The sequence below is a fragment of the Alteromonas sp. CI.11.F.A3 genome (assembly GCF_032925565.1).
Taxonomy (GTDB): Bacteria; Pseudomonadota; Gammaproteobacteria; order Enterobacterales; family Alteromonadaceae; genus Alteromonas.
Window position 1 is genome coordinate 2177685 of sequence record NZ_CP136708.1, and the last position, 24351, is coordinate 2202035.

At 43.4% G+C, this 24351-nt stretch carries 25 protein-coding genes; 15 read left to right on the plus strand and 10 right to left on the minus strand.

Features of this window, described 5'->3' with window-relative positions; genetic code table 11:
• Positions 1–708: 708 nt before the first annotated feature.
• The 6 genes from R1T43_RS09365 to R1T43_RS09390 form a co-directional block, all read right to left on the minus strand.
• On the minus strand, positions 709–1032 hold the full coding sequence (locus tag R1T43_RS09365) for a phosphotyrosine protein phosphatase (protein ID WP_317355323.1): 324 nt from the start codon (positions 1030–1032) through the stop codon (positions 709–711).
• Positions 1033–1154: 122 nt separating this feature from the next.
• Positions 1155–1526 (minus strand): hypothetical protein, encoded by a 372-nt coding sequence (locus tag R1T43_RS09370; protein WP_063457411.1) that lies wholly within the window; start codon positions 1524–1526, stop codon positions 1155–1157.
• 125 nt (positions 1527–1651) lie between these two features.
• Positions 1652–1984 (minus strand): hypothetical protein, encoded by a 333-nt coding sequence (locus tag R1T43_RS09375; protein WP_214995185.1) that lies wholly within the window; start codon positions 1982–1984, stop codon positions 1652–1654.
• Positions 1985–2116: 132 nt separating this feature from the next.
• Complete coding sequence (locus tag R1T43_RS09380; RefSeq protein ID WP_317355327.1) at positions 2117–2536, minus strand: hypothetical protein; 420 nt, start codon at positions 2534–2536, stop codon at positions 2117–2119.
• A gap of 1312 nt (positions 2537–3848) precedes the next feature.
• Positions 3849–4262: a hypothetical protein gene (locus R1T43_RS09385; RefSeq protein WP_317355330.1), complete on the minus strand. Its 414-nt coding sequence runs from the start codon at positions 4260–4262 to the stop codon at positions 3849–3851.
• A 122-nt stretch (positions 4263–4384) separates the two neighbouring features.
• Positions 4385–4999, minus strand: a complete 615-nt coding sequence (locus tag R1T43_RS09390) for a hypothetical protein (RefSeq protein WP_317355333.1) — start codon at positions 4997–4999, stop codon at positions 4385–4387.
• Between the two features lie 522 nt (positions 5000–5521).
• Here R1T43_RS09390 and R1T43_RS09395 point away from each other — a divergent pair.
• From R1T43_RS09395 to R1T43_RS09405, 3 genes are read left to right on the plus strand one after another with little or no spacing between them, the layout of a single operon-like run.
• A complete protein-coding gene (locus tag R1T43_RS09395) occupies positions 5522–6472 on the plus strand; it encodes an SDR family oxidoreductase (protein ID WP_317355336.1) in 951 nt (316 codons plus the stop codon).
• 36 nt (positions 6473–6508) lie between these two features.
• Positions 6509–7237 (plus strand): fibrobacter succinogenes major paralogous domain-containing protein, encoded by a 729-nt coding sequence (locus tag R1T43_RS09400; RefSeq protein ID WP_317355339.1) that lies wholly within the window; start codon positions 6509–6511, stop codon positions 7235–7237.
• Positions 7238–7245: 8 nt separating this feature from the next.
• Complete coding sequence (locus R1T43_RS09405) at positions 7246–8001, plus strand: alpha/beta fold hydrolase (protein WP_317355341.1); 756 nt, start codon at positions 7246–7248, stop codon at positions 7999–8001.
• A gap of 27 nt (positions 8002–8028) precedes the next feature.
• Here R1T43_RS09405 and R1T43_RS09410 read toward each other — a convergent pair whose 3' ends face one another.
• Both R1T43_RS09410 and R1T43_RS09415 read right to left on the minus strand, forming a co-directional pair.
• The gene (locus R1T43_RS09410; protein WP_317355344.1) at positions 8029–9150 is read right to left on the minus strand and encodes a succinylglutamate desuccinylase/aspartoacylase family protein; all 1122 of its coding nucleotides are present in this window, start codon (positions 9148–9150) and stop codon (positions 8029–8031) included.
• 123 nt (positions 9151–9273) lie between these two features.
• Positions 9274–10200 carry a HesA/MoeB/ThiF family protein gene (locus tag R1T43_RS09415; protein ID WP_317355346.1) on the minus strand — a complete coding sequence of 309 codons (927 nt, stop codon included), beginning with the start codon at positions 10198–10200 and terminating at the stop codon, positions 9274–9276.
• Positions 10201–10525: 325 nt separating this feature from the next.
• On the opposite strand from R1T43_RS09415, the gene moaB reads away from it, so the two are divergent.
• Genes moaB through R1T43_RS09450 form a run of 7 tightly spaced genes read left to right on the plus strand, consistent with a single transcriptional unit; the run spans position 10526 to position 15171 of the window.
• Entirely contained in the window at positions 10526–11029 is a 504-nt protein-coding gene (moaB, locus tag R1T43_RS09420) for a molybdenum cofactor biosynthesis protein B (RefSeq protein ID WP_061997063.1), read from the plus strand.
• Positions 11029–11553: a cyclic pyranopterin monophosphate synthase MoaC gene (gene moaC, locus R1T43_RS09425; protein WP_317355349.1), complete on the plus strand. Its 525-nt coding sequence runs from the start codon at positions 11029–11031 to the stop codon at positions 11551–11553. The genes moaB and moaC overlap by 1 nt, the downstream gene beginning before the upstream one ends.
• Positions 11554–11574: 21 nt before the next feature.
• Positions 11575–11847, plus strand: a complete 273-nt coding sequence (locus R1T43_RS09430; protein WP_317355351.1) for a MoaD/ThiS family protein — start codon at positions 11575–11577, stop codon at positions 11845–11847.
• Between the two features lie 2 nt (positions 11848–11849).
• Positions 11850–12323 (plus strand): molybdenum cofactor biosynthesis protein MoaE, encoded by a 474-nt coding sequence (locus R1T43_RS09435; protein ID WP_317355354.1) that lies wholly within the window; start codon positions 11850–11852, stop codon positions 12321–12323.
• Positions 12305–13318, plus strand: a complete 1014-nt coding sequence (gene modA / locus R1T43_RS09440; protein ID WP_317355356.1) for a molybdate ABC transporter substrate-binding protein — start codon at positions 12305–12307, stop codon at positions 13316–13318. Before R1T43_RS09435 ends, modA begins: the two co-directional genes overlap by 19 nt.
• Complete coding sequence (gene modB / locus R1T43_RS09445; RefSeq protein WP_317355358.1) at positions 13319–14011, plus strand: molybdate ABC transporter permease subunit; 693 nt, start codon at positions 13319–13321, stop codon at positions 14009–14011. It begins immediately after the preceding gene.
• Positions 13990–15171 carry an ATP-binding cassette domain-containing protein gene (locus R1T43_RS09450; RefSeq protein WP_317355361.1) on the plus strand — a complete coding sequence of 394 codons (1182 nt, stop codon included), beginning with the start codon at positions 13990–13992 and terminating at the stop codon, positions 15169–15171. The genes modB and R1T43_RS09450 overlap by 22 nt, the downstream gene beginning before the upstream one ends.
• Positions 15172–15275: 104 nt before the next feature.
• Here the strand turns inward: R1T43_RS09450 and hemN are convergent, their stop codons facing one another.
• Complete coding sequence (gene hemN / locus R1T43_RS09455) at positions 15276–16643, minus strand: oxygen-independent coproporphyrinogen III oxidase (protein ID WP_317355364.1); 1368 nt, start codon at positions 16641–16643, stop codon at positions 15276–15278.
• Positions 16644–16882: 239 nt separating this feature from the next.
• On the opposite strand from hemN, the gene R1T43_RS09460 reads away from it, so the two are divergent.
• The 3 genes from R1T43_RS09460 to R1T43_RS09470 all read left to right on the plus strand — a co-directional run bounded on the left by R1T43_RS09460 (position 16883) and on the right by R1T43_RS09470 (position 19453).
• A complete protein-coding gene (locus R1T43_RS09460; protein ID WP_317355368.1) occupies positions 16883–17686 on the plus strand; it encodes an SGNH/GDSL hydrolase family protein in 804 nt (267 codons plus the stop codon).
• Between the two features lie 88 nt (positions 17687–17774).
• Complete coding sequence (locus R1T43_RS09465) at positions 17775–18413, plus strand: DsbA family oxidoreductase (protein ID WP_317355371.1); 639 nt, start codon at positions 17775–17777, stop codon at positions 18411–18413.
• Positions 18410–19453 carry an XdhC/CoxI family protein gene (locus R1T43_RS09470; RefSeq protein ID WP_317355373.1) on the plus strand — a complete coding sequence of 348 codons (1044 nt, stop codon included), beginning with the start codon at positions 18410–18412 and terminating at the stop codon, positions 19451–19453. Before R1T43_RS09465 ends, R1T43_RS09470 begins: the two co-directional genes overlap by 4 nt.
• 112 nt (positions 19454–19565) lie before the next feature.
• On the opposite strand, the gene R1T43_RS09475 is transcribed toward R1T43_RS09470, so the two are convergent.
• Positions 19566–22115: a TonB-dependent receptor gene (locus R1T43_RS09475; protein WP_317355376.1), complete on the minus strand. Its 2550-nt coding sequence runs from the start codon at positions 22113–22115 to the stop codon at positions 19566–19568.
• Between the two features lie 316 nt (positions 22116–22431).
• On the opposite strand from R1T43_RS09475, the gene R1T43_RS09480 reads away from it, so the two are divergent.
• Positions 22432–23106, plus strand: coding sequence for a histidine phosphatase family protein (locus R1T43_RS09480; RefSeq protein ID WP_317355379.1), 675 nt, complete (start codon positions 22432–22434; stop codon positions 23104–23106).
• Between the two features lie 28 nt (positions 23107–23134).
• Entirely contained in the window at positions 23135–24349 is a 1215-nt protein-coding gene (locus R1T43_RS09485) for an acyl-CoA dehydrogenase family protein (RefSeq protein WP_317355382.1), read from the plus strand.
• Positions 24350–24351 lie beyond the last annotated feature (2 nt).

Consider the following 24351-nt stretch of genomic DNA (forward strand, 5'->3'; position numbering starts at 1 on the left):
ATAAAAACTTGTCGATAAAGCGCCTATTGCGCAACCTTTGAAGTAAGCGCGGTGACATTAAAACTACCAAAAGCCAGAGCGATTTTTGAAACAACAGATGAGGGTGGTTGAACTGATATTTTTATTAAGCCAAACGTAGTTTAGGCTGCCGCCTTCTAACACTAAGCTTTGGGGCGTAGGCACGGGGCTATAATCGCGAAGCGGCCCCGTGTATGCGTCCCAACGACCGAAGGGAGTGCCAACAGCGTTTTGTTAGTTACCATACCAATACAACCTATAGATGCCAAAGATTAGACAATAGAAACCTGTCACTGAATATATAACCTGAAACACGGTAAATGAATAAGGATGTTTGTCCAAGCTTATCTCAATAGCACTAAATGTTTTTGACACTTGAATAGAGGAATACAATTGCCAGAAAGACAACGATGAAATAATAAATGAGAGTGTCGTGGTAAGTTTGCGATCAAAGGAATTAGTTAAGTAAAAGAATAGCAAAGCAAGGAAAAAGCCCAAGCCAATAATAATAACAGCCCTAGCAATATTGGGAGATGATTTGGCTTTTGAAACTTCCATAGTTCTCTACTTGGTAACTAACTTTCCAATAACGGGCGCAGGCATGTGGGGCATAATGGCGAAGCCGCCCCACGTGTATGCGTCCCAGCGAACGTAGTGAGTGAGTTTATTGGTTTGTTATGTACGTGCCAATTACAACCGCACAAACTTTGTCACCTTATTCTTTAAAAGACGAACAAGTTCGGGCTGCATGCGCTCGTAATTGTCTGGTATGTCTAAGCAAGCCAGTTTTTTACCTTTAAGTAGATCTTTGTACTTTTTGGCGACTTTGATTCTGTGAGATTTTTCCATAACTAAGATGGCGTCGGCCCATTCAATAAGATCGCCTGAAAGCGGTGTTTCGGCATCTGCATTTGTGCCGCACCCGATTGCGTTGATTCCTTCATATTCAGAGAAAACTTCCTCACCGGTTGGGCTACGCAAACGATTTTCTGAACAAACAAATAATAGGTTCATATTTCCTTGAGTACATAACACCCCACTAAGGGGCGATAATACATGGGCTAAAATTAGGAGCGAAGTGACGCAGCCCATGTGTTAGAGTCCCAACGAGCGAAGCGAGAGGCTTGAGTGGTTTGTTATAACTCGTTGTTACCACTACGATTCTCTTTATCTATTGTATCGATTTTTGTGTTTAACTCATCGATTGATAGCTGAATTTGACGCAAAACTGGGTTCGAAAAAGCGTGGTTTCTTATTTCCTCTTCCCTAAATCCTAGCTTTGAATCCAAATAGCCTAAAATTAAAGAACAAACCACAAACAGAACCAATATCACAGGTACTGCCATAAGAGGTCTTTCAATAACGAATTGACTAACAGGGTTGTTTTCTAGTGAGTTAATGAAAACAAATATGATGAGTAAAAATTGAATATAGCCAATATACATCTTTGAACGGTCAATATAGACCTTCCATCGAATCAAAGTCCGTTTATTAAACTTTCCTTTCAAAAGTTTCTCCTAGAGTTATAACCTTAAGCTAAGGGGCGCTAGCGCGTGGGCTAAAATCCGAACGAAGTGAGTCAGCCCACGTGTTAGCGTCCCAGCGACCGAAGGGAGTGAGCTTTAGCGCTTTGTTATATTCGCTCATAAATCGCGCCGCAAATTGTAAAAAGAACCAAGCTAGTCCATATCCATAAAGCTACTTTATTTGATTTATATCCTCCTTGTCCAAGTTTTGAACTACTACCCGCAAGTTCATTAAAAGCCTTTGAGAGTGTTTTATTTCTAACTAACCCGAAAGACACAGGTAAACCTATAGATAAAATACAGCCAATAGTTAGTGGCCATATTTGATTATTTGGTACTTCAAAAAATTTGTAGATTGCGATGCTAACTAATAACCCACATAAAAATAATAGGAAATGGCAAAAACTAATTAGCACTGTAGGCTCGTGCTCATGATTCATGTTCGATATTTCCCCAAAGAATATAACTTTTAAATAAGGGGCGCAGGCATGTGGGGCATAATGGCGAAGCCGCCCCGCATGTATGCGTCCCAGCGAACGAAGTGAGTGACTTTATTTTTTTGTTAGGTGCGTTTATGAAAAATGACACAGACCTGCCTTTTTAATGTAAGGAGCTAAAGCCGCTATCGTTGTGTTGTCACGATACCAAACAATATAAGTATAATCCCATTCCTCTGAGATAACGCATTCTAGTTCTGGAATTACAAACTGATAAAACTGTGAAGAGTCTTTATTCAATGATTGTTCATAGCTATCAAGAACAGTCGAAACGTTGGTTATTTTAGTTAGTGTTTCAGTGCTGCAATTTGCCTTTTGAATTTGAAACTTACTTTCTAAAAGAATTAAGAAATTGTGAAATCTTTGCCACTCATGCTCAGTGACCGAATCCAGTTTGTACTGGTTGTTTTCACCAAGCCAACCAGGCCATAAGGAAATGTATTCCTTTCGAAATTCCGATTTTACGTCCGAATCCTGAAAATATTTGTGATACATGGTTTTACTTGAAGCACCTAACATTTAAGTTAAACGGCACGCTTGCCGAGCAAGAGAAACCCGCCGTTGGTATTCGTGTCCGTTTGAACGTGTTGTTATACGAGCACGAGAATCGATGTAAGGTCTTTTATTTAATTAATTCCGTGTACCTAGCAAATTTTCCCTGTTACTCAGCCGCCGCGCGAGCAGTCTCTCGCAGTTTGAATGCTACACTTTTAGCGTAAGCGATGCCTTTATCAAGCCGCGTCTTATACGGCATCGCTTACGCTAAAAGCGTGACATAAAAGCTCAAACGTTACTACTGACCTTTGGGCCTGTTTACGCAGTTTGTTACGAGTCAGGTGACCTTGGGAACCTGAATGCTCGTGCCGTATAACTTTAAGCTAAGGGGCGCAGTTGCGTGGGGCATAATGGCGAAGCCGCCCCGCGTAAATGCGTCCCAGCGACCGAAGGGAGAGGCTTAAGCGCTTTGTTAGAAGCAGAGCCTATTCCTTTGGCCTTATTAAAAACTAATTAAGCCAGCATACGATTGATTGTTAACACAAACAAGCAAAATGCCAGTGCAGTGATGTAGTTGATTTAGCTGAAGCAAGCCGCCCTATGAATTACCAAGTGCAATGGCGCTTGCAGAATTGAAATAATAACTCGGCAATAAAGCGCCTATTGCGCAACCTTTGAAGTAAGCGCGGTGTCATTAAAACTACCAATGCTTGGGCGATGTTGGAAACAACAGGTGAGGGTAGTTGAACTTATAATTTTATAAAGCCAAACGTAGTTTAGGGTGACGCCTTCTAACTTTAAGCTAAGGGGCGCAGATACGTGGGGCATAATTGGCGAAGCCGCCCCGCGTATAGGCGTCCCAGTGACCGAAGGGAGTGGCTTAAGCGCTTTGTTAGAAGCAGAGCCTGCACCTTTGGCCTTATTAAAAACTAATAAGGTCAGCATACGATTGATTATTAACACAAACAAGTAAAACAACAGTGCAGTGATGTAGTTGATTTGACTAAAGCAAGCCGCCCTATGAATTACCAAGTGCAATGGCGCTTGTTGGCCTAGAAAAAGAACTTGGCGGTAAAGCGCCTATTGCGCAACCTTTGAAGTTAATGCGGCGAAGTTAAAACCACCAAAAGCCAGAGCGATGTTGGTGAAAGCAGGTGAGGGTAGTTGCATTGAGATTTGTATTAAGCCAAACGAGGTTTAGGCTGGCGCCTTCTAACTTTTAAATAAGGGGCGCAAGCATGTGGGGCATAATGGCGAAGCCGCCCCGCATGTATGCGTCCCAACGAACGAAGTGAGTGACTTAATTTTTTTGTTATACGCGCTTTTCAACGAAGTGCATACCCCAGCGGTTTGATGCAGAAAGCATAAAGCCAAAATAGACGATTGGAAATACACAGCCCAAGAATGCTTCACTTCCTGTTTTAGCGAGTAGAGATTCAAAGAAATTCACTACGAGGCAAAACAGAGTTATAAACCAAATCGCTTTTATAACGTTGTCGTAAATATGGTTTTTTAGAATGCCGCTGTGTTCTTGGAAGCTGAAGACAAAGCCTGAAAGTTTGCAAGTAAGCCAAGTTAAGAAAAAAGATGAAAATGAAATGAAGATTGCAGCTGCTATTTCTTGAGTAAGCACGCCAATTAAGAACGCAGAAGCACACCAAACTAGTGGTAACTTAAGCCCTAACTTTTGAGTAATGAGAAGATACTTAGGTTTTTTAAGCTGCATTTCTATCCTTGATGCTCATAGCGTATAACGCCCGCATAAGTGGCGCAACAAAGCTTGGCTATAATAGCGAAGAATGAGCGAAGCCAAGCTTTTTGCGTCCATCCTTAATGCGATTGTTATATTCACTCGTTAATATCGGGCAAAACAGTTGCGTCAAATAATATACGATGTTGGCTCGGATTCCTTTGGCAAAGCAATGTATGCTTTTTATAGTTTTTAGGACCCACAATACATAATTTCATTTCCGATTGACACCATGGACAATCACATGTGATTTTCGAAAGATAAATCCCATCTTTTGTTCCCGCCTCCAAATTATTTAAGCCCCAAAAATGGGTAAACCTAAATCTTTTTAAAGTAAAAGAGAGCATTACAAAAGTTAAAGAGATGCCTAAACCAATTATGAATAAATGAGGGATGTAGCTCAGAGAAGTGAAATATGGGAGTAAAAAACCAATAATGCTCGCAAGACTTCCCCAAGTTCCTAATTTTAAAATAGAGGAACGGTTAGCAACTTTACCATTTGATGACCAGGGTAGGTTTACTAAGTGACGCTTTATATTCAGGATATTCGGATCAATTTTATTCGAGTCATTGTAATTATCGCCAATATGAATAGAGCTATCGACAATTTCTGACCCAATTGTATTTACACTTTTTTTACCACTAGAAATCGAGTTACCACTAGCTTCTTTTTTTGTGCCGCACGAAGAACAAAATATATGTTCAACAGCCATTTCATTACCACAGTTTGAACAAAACACAGATTTGAATACTCCTTGTGAATATAACAATTTAGTGTACGGAAAAAATCCTTTATGCAAGGTGGAAAATTTCCATATTTCATTGATTTATTAACCGAGTCTATTTTTTAAGTTTCTGAATGGCAAGTCATTATTAATAACCCCTGAACCACACCATGGGAAAGGCGGAAAAATTCCGTAATAGATCGAGTATATGCAACTGAATCTTTAACTGTATAAAAAAAACAGTGTTTGTGCGAAGTTATTTTAGTTTGATAAATTCTAAATTACCGCAGTAGTCATTCACTTGCTATGGGTTAGAGTAAATGCGCTAAATATAACTATGTTGATACAAATAGGCAGTTTTTAGCGACTATTACGCCTGCTAAATCTTGTATTCGAATACTATAATGCACTACATAGAGCAGCTTAAACCTTAAGCGCGTCACCAATCTTTTAATAGTGCTTACCTCTGGCTAGGCGGTGACCGCGTAATCAACTTTGGCAGGTAATTTTATGGCGACTAACAACCAATTTGGCCCTAAAGGCTGGACTCCCGAGCGTTTAGGATCTCTTACGGAAAAAGCGTTTCTCATCACTGGCGCAAATACCGGCGCAGGATTTCAGGCTACGCGAATCTTGCTATCGAAAGGGGCTAGTGTGGTAATGCTAAACCGTAACCCTAGCAAATCGGAAGCTGCCATAGCCCGGCTAAAAAGTGAATTTGGTGATGAAGCTAAAGTTAGCTTTATACAATTAGATTTAGCGGAATTGGCGTCAGTAAGGCGCGCGTCGAAAGAAATATTAGAAAAGGTGCCTAAAATCGATGCACTGATGTGTAATGGCGCAATCGCTCAAATCGCCACGCAACAGCTTACCGTTGACGGGTTTGAAAGTCAGTTAGGGGTAAATCATTACGGTCACTTTTTATTATGTGGTTTGCTTTTTGAAAGAATTGACGCATCACATGGCAGAATTGTAGTGGTGTCTAGTGAAGGCCATAAAATGGGTTTAAAAGCTATTCAATTCGATGACATGAATTGGGACAAAAACTACCATCCAAATAAAGTGTATAGCCAAAGTAAGCTAGCTCAAATGATGTTTGCCTATGAACTGCAAGACAAAATCAAAGCGGCTGGGAAGAATGTGAAGGTCTACGTTTGCCACCCTGGGGCTTCAAATACATCCCTTATCAGGGAAAGCGCGAGCTTTATGACGCGGATCTCTTGGGCATTTATGGTTAAAATCGGCTTAGCGCAAACCGCAGAAAAAGGCGCTTACCCAGAGGTAATGTGTGCAACCGAAGAAAACTTAAAAGAGCGTGCTTATTATGGGCCAACTGGCATCATGAATTTTGGTGGCCCAGTAGGTGAGGGTAAGCTTGAATCATTTGTTTTGCAAAAAGACGCGTTAACTCGATTGTGGTCGCTTTCTGAAAAAGAAACCGCTATTGATTGGCCGCTTTAATTTAACAAGTAAGACGCTTTGTGTTTGGGCTAAAAGATGAAAAGATTAATTTTGGGTGTGGGTATCAGTATGTTAATTACAATGAATTCATCGGCTAACGATAGTAGTAAGTTTGCCGATACTCAGCAGGCTGTTCAAAGCTCGGAACAAAGCTCTGATCAAGGTGCAATACAAGATGTTGAGGGCAACGTTTATCGTACAGTTAATATTGGCGATAGAGTATGGCTGGCTGAAAATTTAAGGTCGACTAAATTTCAGGATGGCACTGCGGTAAATACGGGCTTCATTCCTGATGATAACGACAAAAACCTATCAAGCTATGGCAGGCTTTATGATTGGAATGATGTTTCTGACGCCCGAAATATTTGCCCTGTGGGGTGGCGAGTTGCATCAGATGAAGACTGGAAAGCGCTGGAGTCTGCTATTGGTATTGCCGAATCTGATCTGGATAAAGAAGGGTGGAGAGGCGAAAACGACATTGCGATTACACTTAAAGCTTCACAACCAAATACAGTGTTTAAGCGTTTTGACCAGTCCCAAGTAAATAAGCATAAATTTTCTGCCACGCCAGCGGGTGTGAAGTTGGGTAATTGGTATATTACCCAAGGCATGTATACTGAGTTTTGGACAAGCAGCAATGCAACTGAAAAAGAGGCGTTTGCTAGAACACTTGCATATTCGTGGTGGAACTCTCATAAAGGAGAAATTCGCCGCGCCAAACTCAAAAAGAGTTATATGTCCTCGGTTAGGTGCGTAAAAATTTAGGTTTAATAATGTTCCTTTTAACGACTACAAAAACCGTTGCTGTAACGGTTTTATTGCTAATGCTTTTTCATACTGCGGGTTGTGCTAATTCTGAAGCAAAGTCCCTTAACTACCAAGTGGATGATGAGCTGGTGGTGCTAGCCCATGGATTAGGGCGAAGTGATTGGGCGATGTGGCGTTTTGCCCAGCGCTTAGAACACGCGAACTATAAAGTATGTCGATTAGACTACGCTACCATAGGGGTTAGTGTGGCGTCGGTATTAGATGAAACAACCAGCCAAATTGATGCGTGCTTACAAAATGCCCCCAAAGTACATTTTGTAGGGCACTCCCTTGGTGGTTTAGTCATTAGGGCGTATCTGCAAAACCACGAAGAAGCGTTAGAAGCTGTGGATGTGGGTGAGGTAGTACTAATCGGTACGCCAAACAAAGGCAGTGAACTGGCCGACTACTATAGTGATTCTTGGTTGATGAGCCTAGGTGGCGGAGTTAGTCGTGCGTTGGTAACAGGCACAAGAAGCTTGGGCAATAACCTTGATGCAATAGATTTCAATATAGGCGTTATTGCCGGCACCAAGCCATTGGGTTTAACGAACGACAGGTTCAAGGGGCCAAACGATGGTTTGGTATCAGTAGAATCAACCAAATTGGAAGGCATGAGTGATTTTATCACCATCGAGGTTGGCCATTCTCAAATGCGATATAGCGAAGAAGTGGCAAATCAAACTATTCACTTTTTGCAAAAAGGCGCATTTGACCACTAGTACCTAGCACCACACCGCTCACCTTTTTTAGGTGAGCGTTTCGTAATTAGTAAATACTTTATATAGCTGTGTGCCACTTAATACCGATGCCGACGGAAAGTGCAAAATAGGTATTAAATCGCATGGGGCGTTCAATAAACGGCTGCCATTATCGTTATCAAGCTCGTCGATATTTAGAATTTTAGCTAGGGGCTCACCAGCCTTAATATTTTCTCCCGGTTTTGCCATGTATTCCACCATACCGCCCCAGTCAGTAAACAGGGTTTTATAGTCTTTCAGCATTACTCCCAACCGAGTCATATCGTCAGGCTTAACATCACAATTATGCAGTGCGCCTTTTGCGTTTAAGTAACTGAGTATACTTAGCGCATCCACATCGCCTTCGGTGAAATTAATCACCTCCTGGCTACCCATTTCAAGCGTAAAAGCTTCAACGTTAAATTCAATACTTCGCTGCAGATTTGCTTCAATACTTTCTTGTAGCGTCCACCATGGACAAAAAGTAGCTTCATCTAATGCGCCAGCGAAAACGTTGGGAATAAAAATGCAGTGGGGAATATTGAATAGGCTAGCGCTGGGCTTAGCGTACTCAGGCACATAAATATGGCGTGTGGAAACAGGGCCGTTATGTAAATCTAGTACAAAATCAGCATTCACTGCTAATTGCTGTAATTTTAAGTTAAGTTGCTGCGTTAAGCCTAAACCCCAAGGTGTGGCAAGTTTAGTATCAATGGCGCTTGATAAAAACGTTCTGAAACGTTGTTTTATGCCTTGTACCGACTCTTCTGGAGTGACGGTGTTAGCAAATTGCTCAACACTGTCTTTGTCGAAATGATAGCCTCGGTTCCAATTGGTGCCGTTTACAGGATCGAAGCGGCCCATGGTGTACTCACCGGCTTTTATATTCGTGCCCACAGGGTTGCAATTGGGTACCAAGATAACTTCACCACAAATATCCATGTCTTTTAAGCGTTGGATAAGGTGGTAAATCACTACGTTACCTTGTACTTCGGCGCCATGTATCGAGCTTTGAATGTATACGGTGGGGCCGGGTCTTGCGCCTCGCATTCGGTAAATAGGTACATTCATGTTTCTGCCAGAGGCGTTTTGCGCCACGACAATATGTTGTTTAACAACCTTAGTTGTCATAACTCTCTCTTTTTTGTTCGTTGTTATTCATGTCGTTATTTGTTGCTGATGATTTCGCAATCGCTCATCTAAGCTGTTGTATAAGCGCTTACTTTAGCGTATCGCTGATACTTATCATTACTGTCATGCGCTACCGTCGTTATTGTCGGTATCTTTATTTTGCTCACCGCAAACATCACACTGCATAGTATTTGGTAAGGTCCATTGTTGCCATTCATGTTGTAAGCCGTCGAAGGTTAACAAGGTATTCAGCGGCACTGAACCTACTCCCATCAGTACTTGCATGGCAAGCAGCGCTTGGTAGGTGCCTACAATATTCACGATGGGCGAAAAAATGCCTGCTTCTGTACAGCTTAATTCGGGAGCGCTAAACAACCTGCGTAAGCACGCATAGCATTGGCTCTCGCCAGGTTTGGCTACAAATAATTGACCTTCAAAGCGAATGGCCGCACCGGAAATTAAAGGTACGCCGTGTTTATAACATAAGCGGTTTATGAGGTCGCGGCTTTGAGTGTTATCGGTACAATCCAGCACAATGTCGTGCTCGCTAAACAGTTTGTGGGTAGTTATTTCAGTTTTCTCTATTTCTGTAGAATCTGTCTTAGTAGCATATACTCCAGAGTCGCCAATCCCAGAGCTATCTATCTCAGTGCGTTCTGCACCAGAGCTATTTACCCCAAAGTCGTCTTCGCGAGTTAGTGGCGTGTTATCTGGTTGCAAACTCGCTTCAATACCTACAATGTCGCAATCGCTATTTATTTGCGCCAGCCTAGCTTTTGCCGCCATCACTTTTGACTGTCCAATTTGGCTTTCATCGAACAAGGTTTGGCGGGGAAGGTTGGTGTGTTCAACAATATCGTTGTCTATGAGTGTAATTTTGCCCACACCACTGCCACATAAGCTTGTAGCCGCCGCATTACCTAAACCACCTACACCAATCAGTAGAACGCGAGACGATGCCAACAATTCCTGCCCATCTATATCAACTTGAGGCAGCACAATTTGTCGGTTGTATCGCATTACCTGCTTAGTTGATAGCGGGGTTTTCATTTACACAGTACCCTTATAGATGAATTGGTGTTGTTCACGTTGTGCTTTTAAGCCCTACCACTATTTTAAATCATATTGGTACATGGCAATGCGTCATACGACCAACACACAACAATTTTCAGATTAGGCGCTGCATTTTACAAAATAAGCTTTTAAAATCGACGCCTTGTAAAAACGCAGCGCCTGACTAAAAAACCGAAGCGCCGCTAGTGCAGTATATGTTGCCGCATACATCAATGTGGTAAGCTGAACGTAACATGATGTATTAATTAGGCGTACTTTATCAAAGCCTGAATAAATGTCGCATATCAATTTAGGATTTCTTATGTCTGTAGTTAGTCAGCCGCTTAATTTGGCGGTACTTACCATTTCTGACACCCGCACACTTGAAAACGATAAGTCAGGGGATTATTTAACTGGCGCATTAGAAACAGCTGGGCATAACTTAGGCGACAGAGCCTTAGTAAAAGACGATATCTATCAGCAACGCGCTATAGTGTCAGCGTGGATAGCAAACCCCGACATTCACGGAATATTAATTACCGGTGGCACCGGCTTCACGCATAGAGACTCTACGCCAGAAGCTATCAGTGTTTTATTCGATAAACAGGTTGATGGATTCGGTGAATTGTTTCGCCAAGTAAGCTACGAAGAAATTGGTACTTCTACCATTCAATCTCGCGCTATTGCAGGTTTTGCCAATAATACCGTCATCTTTTGTTTACCAGGTTCTACAGGTGCCTGTAAAACCGGTTGGGAAAAAATCATTGCTAGCCAATTAGATGTCGATTTCAAACCTTGTAATTTCGTTAAACACTTGGTGTCGTAATGGCCACATTTAGTCATTTAAACGCGGGCGGCGAAGCTAACATGGTGGATGTTAGTGATAAGGCGGTAACGGTCAGAGAAGCCACTGCTCAAGGCTATTTATATGCTAGCGCAGAGGTTATCAGCCAAATAAGCAATGCTACTATTGCTAAGGGCGATGTATTTGCCGTTGCACGTATTGCAGGTATTCAGGGCGCAAAGCGATGTGCCGATCTTATTCCTTTGTGCCATCCACTAGCGCTCTCGAAAGTCGATATTAACTTTGCCATTGAGCCGGAAAATAACCGTATAAAAACCACTTGTTTTTGTAAGCTAAGTGGAAAGACAGGGGTGGAAATGGAAGCCCTTACCGGCGTTAACGTGGCTTTGCTTACCTTGTTTGATATGTGTAAAGCTATCGATCCTGGTATGCGCTTAGAAGGCATTCAAGTGCTCGATAAAAAAGGCGGTAAAACGGGGCATTGGCAATCTATCGGTGAACCAGTTAGCAGCCATATCAAAGACACGAACCCATTAGGTGAGTAATTTACCTTCATAGGAATCAACATGAATGTAACCGTGAAAACCTTTGCGCAATTACGTGAAATTACCCAAGAGGGCAGCTTTACCTTAACGCTGCCTGATAGTACCGTCACTATGGGGGATGTTATTACTTTGCTAAAAAGCCGAAGTGACAAATGGGTGCAAGCCCTTGGTGCCACTGCTGATAGCGATAATAGCAGTGTACTAATGGCGCGAAACCAGCAACTGTGCGATATACAAACTCATGTTCAACCAGGTGATGAACTTGCCTTTTTCCCACCAGTAACGGGGGGATAATCATGTTTGCATTAATTGGCGATGCCGACTTCGATCAACAATGGTTATATAATCGCTTACGCCAAGAAGCTAGCCAAAAAGCGAAAGGCAACGTAGGCGCTATTGTTACCTTCACCGGCTTGGTACGAGATAACAATGCTGATGGCAATATTTTAGGCATTGAGCTTGAGCATTACCCTGGCATGACAGAGCAAGCCTTAACCGACTTAGTGCAACAAGCCATCACTCGATTTTCGCTAACCTCGGCAGGCGCGGTGCACCGTGTTGGCCGATTGTATAACGACGAGCAGATAGTATGGGTGGGTGCAGCCGCACCCCATCGCGCCGCGGCCTTTGAAGGCGCTAACTTTCTAATGGATATGCTTAAGCAATCTGTCCCCTTGTGGAAAAAAGAGTTTACCCGAGATGATTCACGTTGGGTTGAGGTAAAAGCCTCAGACGACAAGGCCGCTTTGGCGTGGTTACGAGAAAAATAGAAATGGCGGTTAGCGCAAAGATACTTGCTTGTTCACGAATAATACCCGCGAGTTTGAGCACGGGAGTAGGTAAACTTATAGGCAGCGCGGGTACGTTTCTGTCTGTTGTCTTTTTTACTCTGAGCTTTGCTTGCAATGCGGTAGTATCAAACACGTATCTTGAGTCGGATAATGATTCCGCTAATTATGGCAAAGCAGTGCCCATCTTGTCTTCGCCATTACGGGTAGCAGTAGCCGCAAATTTTGCCAAGCCCTTACGAAATATCGCCAATGATTATTTTAAGAAAAGCGGGCAGGAAGTCAGCATTACCGTTTCTTCCAGTGGAACCCTATTTGCACAGCTTACCCATGGTGCACAGTTCGATGTATTCCTCTCTGCCGATACTGCTAGGCCAAATGCGCTGGTAGAAGCCGGGCGTGTTAACGGTGAAGATGTGCATGTTTATGCTAAAGGTAGGTTGGCCTTTCTGTCATCGAATACCACAGCTTCAACACCTAATTTTACCGCTGCTTCCTTGGCTGGGAAAAAGCTGGCTATCGCAAACCCTAAACTTGCTCCTTATGGCAACGCAGCAAAACAGTATCTTGTTAATACCAAGCAATGGAACACTGTTTCCCCGCATATTGTGATGGGGAAAAACGTACTTCAAACCTATCAGTTTTTTACTACAGGTAACGCCGACTATGCCTTGGTGGCATACTCACTTACACTGACAGATAAGCAAATTAATGAGGCTGGTGGGCGTGCTGCTACGGCATTGCTCATTCCCGATACCCTGCATCAGCCTATATTACAAAGCCTTGCGGTTACTGCTGCCGCCGATAGAAAAGCCGCAGCGTCAGCATTTTCTCGTTATTTATTGTCGTTAGAAGTACAGGAAACCTTACCCAATTGGGGTTACCAACCCGCTAATGATTCACCACCGGTTAGCGGAAATTCGCGTATTAGTGAGAGCAAGAAAGTAGACAACAGTGCCACTAGAGGCTTACCGTAAATGCTAGAGAATAACGCCTTTGCCGCAGTAGGCTTAACCCTAAAATTGGCGTTTTTAACCAGTGTGCTATTAATGGTACTGGTTACGCCTTTGGCGTGGAAGTTAGCAAATTGGCAGCATAAATTAAAACCCGTGTTTATGTCGGTGCTTGCATTACCCTTGGTACTTCCGCCCACCGTGCTCGGGTTTTACCTGCTGGTGGCGTTTTCGCCGCAAAGCCCAGTAGGGGAAGGGTGGCAATGGCTCACCGGCCATCAACTTGCGTTTAGTTTTGATGGCTTAGTAATAGGCTCTTTTATTTACTCGCTCCCTTTTGCGTTACAGCCGCTGTATAGCGGCTTTACTCAACTCGATAAACGGTATGTTGAAGTGGCGCATTCATTAGGTTTTGGAAAAATTGAGACGTTTTTTCGCATCATACTCCCCATGTGCAAAGCGCCGTTTATAGTGGCATTTGGCCTTAGCTTTGCCCATACCATAGGTGAATTTGGTGTGGTGCTAATGATTGGAGGCAATATTCCAGGTGAAACCCAAGTGCTCTCAATTGCGTTGTATGAGCATGTTGAAGCCTTAGAATATGGCCAAGCACATGCACTTTCGTTAGGGCTACTGCTGTTTTCATTTTTGCTGCTTACGCTGCTGTATCGCTTTAATGGAAAAGGAGGGCAAGGTTGGAGTTCAATGTCTCGTTAGTAAACCGCATTAGTGCGAAAGCCGTGTTGCCAGATTCCATGCAAGTTGTGGGTATTACCGGGCCGTCAGGTGCCGGGAAAAGCAGCTTGCTTCGCGCGTTAGCGGGGTTCGAGCCTGAAGCGACGGTAAGTGTTAATTGGTTTGGCGAAGGCGCTAAATCAATAGCTAACGCTAAAGCGGGTTCAGCTACAAAGACGGTAAACGCGATAAACAAAAATAGCGCGCTTGCCCCCGTGCGAGTGGGCTTAGTATTCCAACAACCTATGCTATTTCCTCATGTAAATGTAAAAGGTAATTTAGCACTGGCGCAACGTCATGCAGGCAGCAAAGCGTTAGCGCTAGAGCATGCCCTTGCTGGGTGTGAGTGCGAACACTTGTTGCATAAATCAATAGATAGCCTTTCAGGTGGCGAAGCGCAGCGAGTGGCGTTAGCGCGAGCACTAGTTAATGGGCCAGATGTGTTAATGCTTGATGAGTCGTTAAGCGCATTAGATGCTACGTTACGCAGTAAAATCCTACGATTTTTAGTAAAAACCTGTGGGCGCTTAAATATAAAATTGATCATGGTGTCTCACGATGTTCAAGACTTAGCCTTATTTTGTGATGGGCTAATAGCTATTGTAGATGGGGTGGTAGACGTAACCGGCTCAGTAGCTTACGTTATGGCAAAAATCGCCAGCCAAGGTAGCGTAGAAAATCCCTGTGCCATATTAGAAGGTGAGATAATTCGAAACTCGGATGATTTTCCTCACCCGTTTACTCGTTTAAACGTAAGCGGCAATATATTGTACGCTAAAGCGACCGTTCAAAGTGATAACGAACAAAATAACTACACTGAACATGGGCTAAACTCGAACCCGCGTCAAGTGCGAGGAAAAATAGCCGTTTTTGCCAGTGAAGTGAGTATCGATACCAATACACAAGTGAACGTACCCTCTAGTAGTATTTTGAATGCGCTACCGTGCGAGGTGGTGAAAATTTATCACCCTAAAATACTGCAATCAAACAACCCGCAATCTAACAGCCAGCAACTTCAAACCGCAATCGTAATACTTACCCACGGTGATCAAACGCTATATGCCAGAGTAAGTACTTTATCGATTGAAAGGTTGAAACTTGAACCTGGTTTGTCCGTGGTGGCCAGGTTCAAACTTCAGTAGATGTGCAGCGCGCTTTAAAGCGAGGCGTTTGATATTTCCGCGATCTAAATTCCCACGACCTCCATTCTCGCGATATAAATCCTCGCGATCTGAACTCCTGCTTCCTAAATCGCAGTAGAATAGCGCGAGATATGATGGTCTTTATTAAGGTAAGCATCAAACCTTGCACATATTGCTCTTATGTAAATCCGAGACTTATCTGGAACACTAATATAACGGTCGCTAAGCTCAATAATACCGTCGGCCACCAAGGATTTAAGGCTTGTTAATTCAATACAGAAATAGCCATTGAAGTTAATATCGTACTTATCTTCAATGTCTTTTTTGTCTAAATACAAATTGCACATTAAAGACATGATCACATCTCGGCGGATACGATCGTCTAAGCTTAACGCAATGCCATTGGCCGTTAGCGGTGAGTCGTTATCTAACCGGTTATAATAGTCTTTAAGTTGCTTAGGGTTCTGACCATACGCATTGCCTATTGTGCTAATAGCCGATACACCTAAACCAAGTAAGTCACTGTTTTTATGGGTAGTGTAGCCTTGAAAGTTTCGGTGTAATACATGGTTGTGCTTAGCCATGGCTAAAGTATCACTGGGTTTAGCGAAGTGATCTAAACCAATCATCTCAAAACCTGTTTTAGTAAAGCTCTCTACTGCCATTTGGTGCAGTGCCGCTTTTTCATCAGGGGTAGGTAGAGTATCTAACGGTATTTTTCGCTGGGCTGCGAACCTATCGGGTAAATGGGCATAACTAAAAAGAGAGATTCGGTCGGGAGACATGGCTTTTACCGCCACTACCGTGGTGCGAAACTTCTCCATAGTTTGTTTGGGTAAACCATAAATCAAGTCTAGATTAACCGAGGTATAGCCTATGTTTTTTGCACTAAACACTAATTTTGCAATGTGAGCCGTACTTTGAACCCGATTGATAGACTGCTGAACATCCACATTAATATCTTGCACACCGAAGCTAACGCGGGTGTAACCTAACTCATTTAAATCCTCTAAGTAATCACAAGTCACATTTCTAGGATCTAACTCAATCGAAAACTCTGCATCACTGGAAATAAGAAAGTGTTTCTTAATCAGATACATTAAATAGGTATGTTGTATTGCTGAAAGGAAGCTAGGAGAACCTCCACCTAAATGAAGCGCTACCACTTTTTTATCTTTATATAGCGACTTTTTCGCTACCATCTCTTTTTCAATATAGCTAAGGTAATGGTCGGCTTTTTCGTTGTGGCGGGTCACTATTTTATTGCAGCCACAGTAATAGCAAAGCGCTTCGCAGAAAGGGATGTGAATATACAAACTTATGGTATCGGCACCGCAGTTTTCAGACGCGCTCTCTAATAAGCCGTCATTCACCGCCTCAAATTTAAGTGCAGTAGGGTAAGAAGTGTAACGTGGCGCCTGTTGTGCATACTTTGTAATTGTACTTGTGGCTTGTTCAATTGGCGAATTCATAGTTATCTTCTGCTTAGTTTGCTAGTAAAGTAGCGAAAGACCCACATACACGGTGTCTTTCTTTCGTGTTAAACCCATTTCATCATTAATAGTAATGCAAACTAGTAAGGTGTTTATTGATCTCGTTCAAGGTTTTGCTCTTAAACATACTCATTATAGTCAGTTTTCCAATTTTGCTAGTGCAAGGCTTGCGGGTAAGGAAAAAAACGCTCAAATTACCGGAACCTACGGGCAGTAGAGTGGGCTGTTGCCATTGCATTAACAAGGTCGCGAGCAAAGCAGATTTTAAAGACCATGCGCATTCAAAATCTTCATTGGCGTTATTAATTGCGGGAGATTCCGCCGCCGCTGGTGTGGGAGTATCTACCCAAAAACAAGCACTATCTGGGTGGCTAGTGGAAAGCTTATCAGCAAATTACTGCATTAATTGGGAGTTAAAGGCCAAGACAGGAGCTAACAGTACTGATTTGTTATCCATGTTGCAGCGGGCTAAACCAAACTCTGAACCTACTGTTGATTCTAATTCAACGCCGCCTTCACTACTTACTTCTACGCAAATACTCAATTCTACCTATGACTTCCACACGCCTATTGAATGCAGAGCGTTTGACGTGGCGGTAATTTCAATAGGGGTTAATGATGTTACTGGTTTTACTTCTTTGCGGAAGTGGCGTAGCAACCTAACGCAAATAATTGAAATACTAAAAGCGCGATACCAGTGTAAGTTTATTGTATTTACTGCGCTGCCTCCCATGCACGAATTTCCCGCGCTACCTCAACCATTACGGTGGGTATTAGGGCAAAAAGCGAAGTACCTTAATGCAGCCTTGCTAAAGCTGGTGAACAAATATCATGGGGTTAACGTACTCACCCTAACGCTAAATCCAATAGATAATAGCCAATCAAACAACACACACAATTACATGGCCGATGACGGTTTTCATCCGCAAGTTGCGGGCTATCATCTGTGGTCTAACGCTGTTGTGAAGTTAGTGAACGAAGAACTTGATGAATTGGTCGGTAAAAATAGCCATGTTGGTTGAAGCTGGAAGGTTCACCCCTACAATGCATTATTCATTTATCAGGTGTTGAAAAAACAACAATATTTAACGGCTTCGCGCTGGAGGTGCAATGAAAAAAGTAACAATAGATATGGTGTCAGATGTAGTTTGCCCTTGGTGCATTATTGGTTACGAACGTCTACAAAAAGCCATCGCGCAATTAGACGATATAGAAGTAACCATTCAATTCCACCCGTTTGAACTTAATCCGAACATGCCGCAAGAAGGCCAAGACGTTCGTGAACATATAATGGAAAAATACGGGCTTACACCAGCACAAAGCGATCAAAACCGACAACAACTTATTGATGCAGGTGCATCAGTTGGTTTTGAGTTTGATTACTTCGACGGCATGCGCATGGCGAATACCTTCAATGCACACCAAGTGCTGCACTATGCAGGGGAAAAAGGTAAGCAAGAAGCGCTAAAATTACGCTTGTTTGCCGCATATTTCAGCGAAAGAAAAAACGTGAACGATACTGACGTGTTAGTAAGCGAAGCCGTGTCTGTAGGGTTAAACGAGCAAGAGGTACGTGAACTTTTGGCTAATCAAACTTACGCCGATGTGGTTCGAGAGCACGAGAACTTATGGTTGCAACGTGGTATTCAAAGTGTGCCTACTTTTGTGATTGGCAATAATGGTGTTGCAGGCGCACAAGACCCAGACACTTTAGCGCAATTTATTGTGCAAGCATCAACCGAGCAATGAGTAACCAGCTAATACACCTTTTAGCCCAGTGGCATCCGCTAAAGGATTCTCACCAGTGGGTGCTGGGGCTTATTTATAAAACGGAAGGCTCTTGTTACAGAAAAGCCGGGGCTGTGATGTTGTTCAGCGACGCAGGGCACCAGCTTGGTGTGTTAAGTGGGGGCTGCCTTGAGTCAGATATCAACAAGCAAGCCCAGCGGGTAATGCAAGATGGTAAGTATCGCACAGCGGTTTATGATGATAACGACGAAGAAGATATTGCCTTTAAGTTAGGTGTCGGCTGTGGCGGGGTTGTGCATTTAGCGCTGCTGCCCGTAAATAGCGATAATCATTATTTACAGTTACATACTGTGTATTCTCATTTGGTAAGTGGGAAGGCTTGCTTATGGAAGCAAGAAATCAATGGCCAGCTTTCCTCTTCTGTTAGTGTTTGCGACAGTCAACAAGCCAGTTCAAGAGAGCCGGCTGGCACTACCTCTTTGGTGAAGGCTGAAGTTAAAAAAGTGGCTGCTTTACTGGATACCCAAAACGGAAAGCGCTTTTTAACAGTACCTTGTCAACCGCCTCCACACTTACTTATTATTGGCGGTGGATACGATGCAACCTTTGTGGTGAAGATGGCGGTACAGCAAGGATGGTCGGTGAGTGTGTGGGATCCTAGGCCAGCACAGGCAAGGGTAGAGCACTTTACCGATGCTAACTTTATTGTCGAGTCTACTGAAGCCGAAGCACTCAAGTTGCATATCGCAGAGCATAATATTGATGCAGCGGTGCTGATGTCCCATCACCGTCAAATAGACAGCAAAGCCTTAGCAACATTAAGTCGGCACCCGCTGAAGTACGTGGCAATGTTGGGGCCTGTTCATCGTAAAGAAGAAATGTTTGCGCTAGCTGGGGTGACAGAGAGTGACTTTCAGGGCTTCTTTGCTAGCCCGGCTGGGTTTGATATTGGCGGCGATTTACCTGAAAGTATCGCGTTGTCGATTATCGCTCAGTGCCACGCAGTGCTAGCTCAAAAGCTACCATCATTAAAGCAGTAGTGTGGAACTCGCGGTTAATATACACAGCTTTACAAATCGACAGCCCCATAGGAAACGAGAATATGGGGCATTTTTAAATATTTAAAACGCATTAACTTAGCAAAGGCAAACGTTAAAAACGCTTTCTTACCGATACACCAAAGGTGCGAGGTGCGCCGGCGTAAGCCATAATTTTTCCTTCTTGCACTGGCACATCAAAACCGCTTCTGGCGATATATTCTTCATCTAAAAGATTTCGAGCCCATACAATGACTTCGCTGTCCCATTCATCAAGATGAAGTGCAAGTCGAGCGTTAATAATCTCGTATGAACCAGACTGTTTATACGGGTCGTTCGAATCATCCAAATATACATCGCCCGTATATTGATAATCTGCGCTTATTGTAGCGTCGTAACTCGCCACTGAAAAATGGTGGTCTAGCATAGCTGAAAAGCTGTTTTGGGGCTCGAAGCCCACCCTGTCACCGTCTCGTGCGCAATATGGGTCGGTAGGTGACGCTCTGCCCGGATCGTCAATACCAGTATGCCATGAATAAGCCACCCAACATGTACCCTGTTTGAAGGTATCGAAATTGGCTAACGTACGTGATGCATTAAGCTGAAGTTCTGTATTTGCGCTTATCAACCAAGTAGTTTCAACCTCCAGTCCTTTAACATGAATGTCGCCTGCGTTTTGTAGGTTAAACCCTGTGCCAGTAAAAGTGGTCGCTTGAAAATCTTTAATAGTAGAATAATGTGCCGCAACATTTACCCGCACACCATATTCAGGCCAGTCCTGTTTTAACCCTATTTCTGCACTGCGGGCCTTTTCAGCCTCAAAAGTGGCATCTAAAGACGGTGAAATGCGGTCGGTATTAGTGCCGCCAGCCTTATAACCTGTTGCTAAACTAGCATAAATCAGCTGGTTTTTATTAGGCTGATAAGCAAGCTTTACTGTGCCCGTTAGCTGGTTATCATCTATTTTTTCGTTTAAATCGGGTCGTGGAAGCACCGCTGATGATCCTAAGAAGAAATATCCCCAGCCAGCTTGTTGAAAAGGCGCTAGGGCATTTAATGAGGTTGGGCTAATGGCACCTCCAGTACTAAGCGCTGCGCCAATATCGGTTAATGCGATTAACGCCGCTCCTATGTTCGGTTTACTATCGGGGGCGCCGTTTAACCCATCAATGGCAGGGCCTTGTTCGGTGTACCTACCATCTATCGACTTCTTTTCATCGGTAAAACGCAGTCCAGTCGTTAAGGTAAGTGAATCAGAAAGCAACCAGTCAGCTTGAGCAAAAAGAGCAACACTGTCTTGTTCTTGATTTGCTGTATGCATAAATACGGTATTGCTTGGAGCAGCTACCCCAGAAGGGGCGATCAACCCACCTGTGGCTGCGCTGAGTCCATCAATTGCATTTGCCAAGGGAAGTAATTGGGCACCTGCAATGCTAAAGAAGCTATCGAATGCCGACTGTGTCGTGGTATTAAAGGTTAAATCTAAATTTTGGCTGAAGTAATATGCACCCAAAAGTCCACGAATTTTGTCGCTTTTATAATGCAGTCTTAATTCTTGAGAGAAAGACTGTTGTTTTGCATCGTTAGTGGCGGTTAGCAGATCCGCATTTGAAAAATCTGTATCTACATTATCTATGCTGTCAAAAGCCCGATAGGCCGTAATTCCCACTAAAGACCATTGTGTATTAAGAGCTACATCAATTTGAGCCGAGACACCTTTATCTTCCATTTTTGAAAGAGGTGGCTGAGACAACGACGTGGTGAAGTCATAAAAATCGTCTTTGCTATAAATGGTGGCATTAAAGGGAGGCTGTGATAACAACGCATCGGTGCCATATTTTCCAGGAATTTCATTTGCCTGAAAATTATTTTGCCAAGTAAGCGCACCGCAACAACGCTCGTTTAACTCACCGTAATCGGCAATAATACGAACGCTCACGTTTTCTGTTGGCGTATAAAGCCACTGAGCCTTTACCGCTGAGCGATTTTTATTGTTTAAACTTTGCCCAGAAGTGGCATCGGTAATATAACCATCACCCTCGGTCTTAAAGCCAGAAATACGCATGGCTAATACATCACCAATTAACGAGAATGAAGCACCAGCGCTTACTCTCAATAATGAATCATTGCCCGCCAGTACTTCTACAAACCCATCGGTATCAGTATGACTTGGCGCCACAGAGGTAAGTGTCATTGCGCCCGCTGCGGTATTTTTACCAAACAAGGTGCCTTGGGGGCCGCGCAGTACTTCAATAGCGACAATATCGACTAAATCGTTTATAAGGGCATTTTGCCTTGAACGATAAACCCCATCCACATATAAACCCACAGAAGATTCGAAACCGAAGTTTTGTGAAGATGTGCCAATACCGCGAATAGAAAACCCTGAATTAGTCACGCTTTGATTTTGAAAAGCACCAAAAGCTGGTACATAGTTTTGTAAATCAAAAACGTCTTTAACCACAGTTTCAATTAAATCGTCTCCAGATAGGGCGGTGACGGCAACAGGCACTTCTTGTAAATTTTGTGCTGTTTTTTGAGCCTGAACAGTAATGTGCTCTAAGGCGCTATCTTGGCTGTAAGCAAGCGAAGATGTGCAACTCGCCGCAATACCTAGTGAAACACCTAGTGCGACAAGTGTGTGCTTGGGCAGCAATTTTTTCATTTTTATTTTTACCTAACATCTAACCCATTTCAAACGAATAGCGTCGTTTGACTACAGCTAGAACCTTAGCAGTAATTTTACGCTTTGCATCATTATGCAAAAAAGAACGTAACAACCTAGTGTTGTAGTAATTTTAAGTCGTTATAACAATGGTACGCATATTTCGAAAACCAACCGTTTTAACGACATTGTGGCGTGTGTATCCGCCTTATTTCCCCATAGCCTAACATGATGTATTCCCATTCAAAATATCAATTAAACTTATGGCGCTACTTTTCTTACCATGGTTAACATATTGATAACATCAGAGAGTAGTATGACTGACATCTACCTAGTACGCCACGGGCAAGCATCTTTTGGCGCAGCAAACTACGACAAACTCAGCGACTTAGGTGCACAACAGTCCGAGTGGCTTGGGCACTATTTCAAGCAGCGCGATATTACTTTCGATAGTGTTTTTATGGGTGACATGGTGCGCCACAGAGAGACCGCCGAAGGTATTGCAAAGGGGGCAGGTTTTTTACCCCAAGCAAACATCAATAGTGAACTGAACGAATTTAACTTCCAAGCTGTGGCAACGGCATTTTTAACCCGATACCCAGATCAAAAAGTCCCCGAAGGTGCGTCTCGCGCTGAATATTATCGCTTGCTTAAAAAAGCCATGCTGGCATGGGCAGCCAATGAACTGGACCATAACCTGTTAGATGAAAGTTGGGCGGGCTTCGAAGACAGGGTTGCCACCATGCTAAGCGCACTTCAAAGCTCAGAAGCTAAGCGAGTGCTAGTGGTGAGTTCAGGTGGTGCTATTGCCATGATGTTAAAACACATACTCGGATACGACGCTCCAATGGTTATTAACATGAACTTGCAGATTAGAAATGCGAGTTTTTCTCAGTGCTTCGCGAATACTCGCGGCGTGCATCTGAACAATTTCAACAGCGTACCACATTTAGATGTTGTGGATAGATTACACGCTGTGACATACAGCTAAACAGCGCTATCAGCGGATAAGGACAGTTATGAACTTTGAATATAATGAAAGAACACAAACGCTTTTAACGAAATTAAGAGCCTTCATGCAAGAAGAAGTGTACCCAATTGAAAAGGAATATGTTCACGCGGTAGAAAATGGTGAGAACCGGTGGCAAACCCCCGATATGATGCAAACCCTCAAACAACGCGCTAAAGACGCGGGCCTTTGGAATCTATTCTTGCCCGAGGAATACAAACCTTATGGGGCTGGGTTATCAAATGCTGAGTACGCCCCTTTATGTGAAGAGATGGGGCGCGTGTTGTTTAGCTCAGAAATTTTCAATTGTAGCGCGCCAGATACCGGCAACATGGAAGTATTGGCGAAGTACGGAAATGAAGAGCAAAAAAAACAATGGCTAGAGCCGTTGCTTAATGGCGAAATTCGTTCGGCATTTGCCATGACCGAGCCAGCAGTAGCTTCAAGTGATGCGACTAATATTGAAACCTCTATTACCCGCGATGGCGATGAATACGTAATCAACGGACGCAAATGGTACACCAGTGGTGCCATGAACGAAAATTGCAAAATCATGGTGGTAATGGGTAAAACTGATTTTGAAGCTGCTCGCCATCAACAACAGTCGCAAATTTTAGTGCCAATGGATACTAAGGGTGTCACCATTGTGCGCCCAATGGCTGCGATGGGTTATTTTGATGAACCAGTAGGGCATGCGGAAGTATTGTTCGATAACGTGCGTGTTCCAGTAAGTAACTTATTACTTGGTGAAGGCAGGGGTTTTGAAATTGCACAAGGTCGCTTAGGGCCAGGTCGTATTCATCACTGCATGCGTTTAATTGGCTGTGCGCAGCGCGCCTTAGATTTAGCCTGCGAGCGAGTAGAGCAGCGTGAAGCGTTTGGTAAGCCACTTAGCAAGCAGCAGTCAGTGCGAGAGAGTATTGCGCAAATGCATTGTGACATTGAGCAAGCTCGCTTATTAACACTTAAAGCCGCCGATAAAATGGACAGATACGGCAATAAAGTCTCTCGCGATATTATTGCTGCGATAAAAATTGTTGCACCTAAAATGGCGTGTAAGGTTATTGACGAAGCTATTCAAATGCACGGTGCTGCCGGTACAAGCCAAGACTACGCCTTGTCAGCCATGTACGCGTACGCCAGAACCATTCGTTTAGCAGATGGCCCTGATCAAGTGCACATGATGCAACTGGGTCGCAATCTTATTGCCGAAAAGAACGCTTAAGG

What these genes read in the sequence shown, in the direction of transcription:
- R1T43_RS09380 (WP_317355327.1), bottom strand. Translation starts at nt 2,536, where the DNA reads ATGTATCACAAATATTTTCAGGATTCGGACGTAAAATCGGAATTTCGA.
- R1T43_RS09485 (WP_317355382.1), top strand. Translation starts at nt 23,135, where the DNA reads ATGAACTTTGAATATAATGAAAGAACACAAACGCTTTTAACGAAATTA.
- R1T43_RS09395 (WP_317355336.1), top strand. Translation starts at nt 5,522, where the DNA reads ATGGCGACTAACAACCAATTTGGCCCTAAAGGCTGGACTCCCGAGCGT.
- R1T43_RS09465 (WP_317355371.1), top strand. Translation starts at nt 17,775, where the DNA reads ATGAAAAAAGTAACAATAGATATGGTGTCAGATGTAGTTTGCCCTTGG.
- R1T43_RS09435 (WP_317355354.1), top strand. Translation starts at nt 11,850, where the DNA reads ATGTTTGCATTAATTGGCGATGCCGACTTCGATCAACAATGGTTATAT.
- R1T43_RS09480 (WP_317355379.1), top strand. Translation starts at nt 22,432, where the DNA reads ATGACTGACATCTACCTAGTACGCCACGGGCAAGCATCTTTTGGCGCA.
- R1T43_RS09390 (WP_317355333.1), bottom strand. Translation starts at nt 4,999, where the DNA reads ATGGCTGTTGAACATATATTTTGTTCTTCGTGCGGCACAAAAAAAGAA.
- R1T43_RS09430 (WP_317355351.1), top strand. Translation starts at nt 11,575, where the DNA reads ATGAATGTAACCGTGAAAACCTTTGCGCAATTACGTGAAATTACCCAA.
- hemN (WP_317355364.1), bottom strand. Translation starts at nt 16,643, where the DNA reads ATGAATTCGCCAATTGAACAAGCCACAAGTACAATTACAAAGTATGCA.
- R1T43_RS09470 (WP_317355373.1), top strand. Translation starts at nt 18,410, where the DNA reads ATGAGTAACCAGCTAATACACCTTTTAGCCCAGTGGCATCCGCTAAAG.
- moaC (WP_317355349.1), top strand. Translation starts at nt 11,029, where the DNA reads ATGGCCACATTTAGTCATTTAAACGCGGGCGGCGAAGCTAACATGGTG.
- R1T43_RS09375 (WP_214995185.1), bottom strand. Translation starts at nt 1,984, where the DNA reads ATGAATCATGAGCACGAGCCTACAGTGCTAATTAGTTTTTGCCATTTC.
- R1T43_RS09365 (WP_317355323.1), bottom strand. Translation starts at nt 1,032, where the DNA reads ATGAACCTATTATTTGTTTGTTCAGAAAATCGTTTGCGTAGCCCAACC.
- R1T43_RS09410 (WP_317355344.1), bottom strand. Translation starts at nt 9,150, where the DNA reads ATGACAACTAAGGTTGTTAAACAACATATTGTCGTGGCGCAAAACGCC.
- R1T43_RS09475 (WP_317355376.1), bottom strand. Translation starts at nt 22,115, where the DNA reads ATGAAAAAATTGCTGCCCAAGCACACACTTGTCGCACTAGGTGTTTCA.
- R1T43_RS09405 (WP_317355341.1), top strand. Translation starts at nt 7,246, where the DNA reads ATGTTCCTTTTAACGACTACAAAAACCGTTGCTGTAACGGTTTTATTG.
- moaB (WP_061997063.1), top strand. Translation starts at nt 10,526, where the DNA reads ATGTCTGTAGTTAGTCAGCCGCTTAATTTGGCGGTACTTACCATTTCT.
- R1T43_RS09400 (WP_317355339.1), top strand. Translation starts at nt 6,509, where the DNA reads ATGAAAAGATTAATTTTGGGTGTGGGTATCAGTATGTTAATTACAATG.
- modB (WP_317355358.1), top strand. Translation starts at nt 13,319, where the DNA reads ATGCTAGAGAATAACGCCTTTGCCGCAGTAGGCTTAACCCTAAAATTG.
- R1T43_RS09385 (WP_317355330.1), bottom strand. Translation starts at nt 4,262, where the DNA reads ATGCAGCTTAAAAAACCTAAGTATCTTCTCATTACTCAAAAGTTAGGG.
- R1T43_RS09415 (WP_317355346.1), bottom strand. Translation starts at nt 10,200, where the DNA reads ATGAAAACCCCGCTATCAACTAAGCAGGTAATGCGATACAACCGACAA.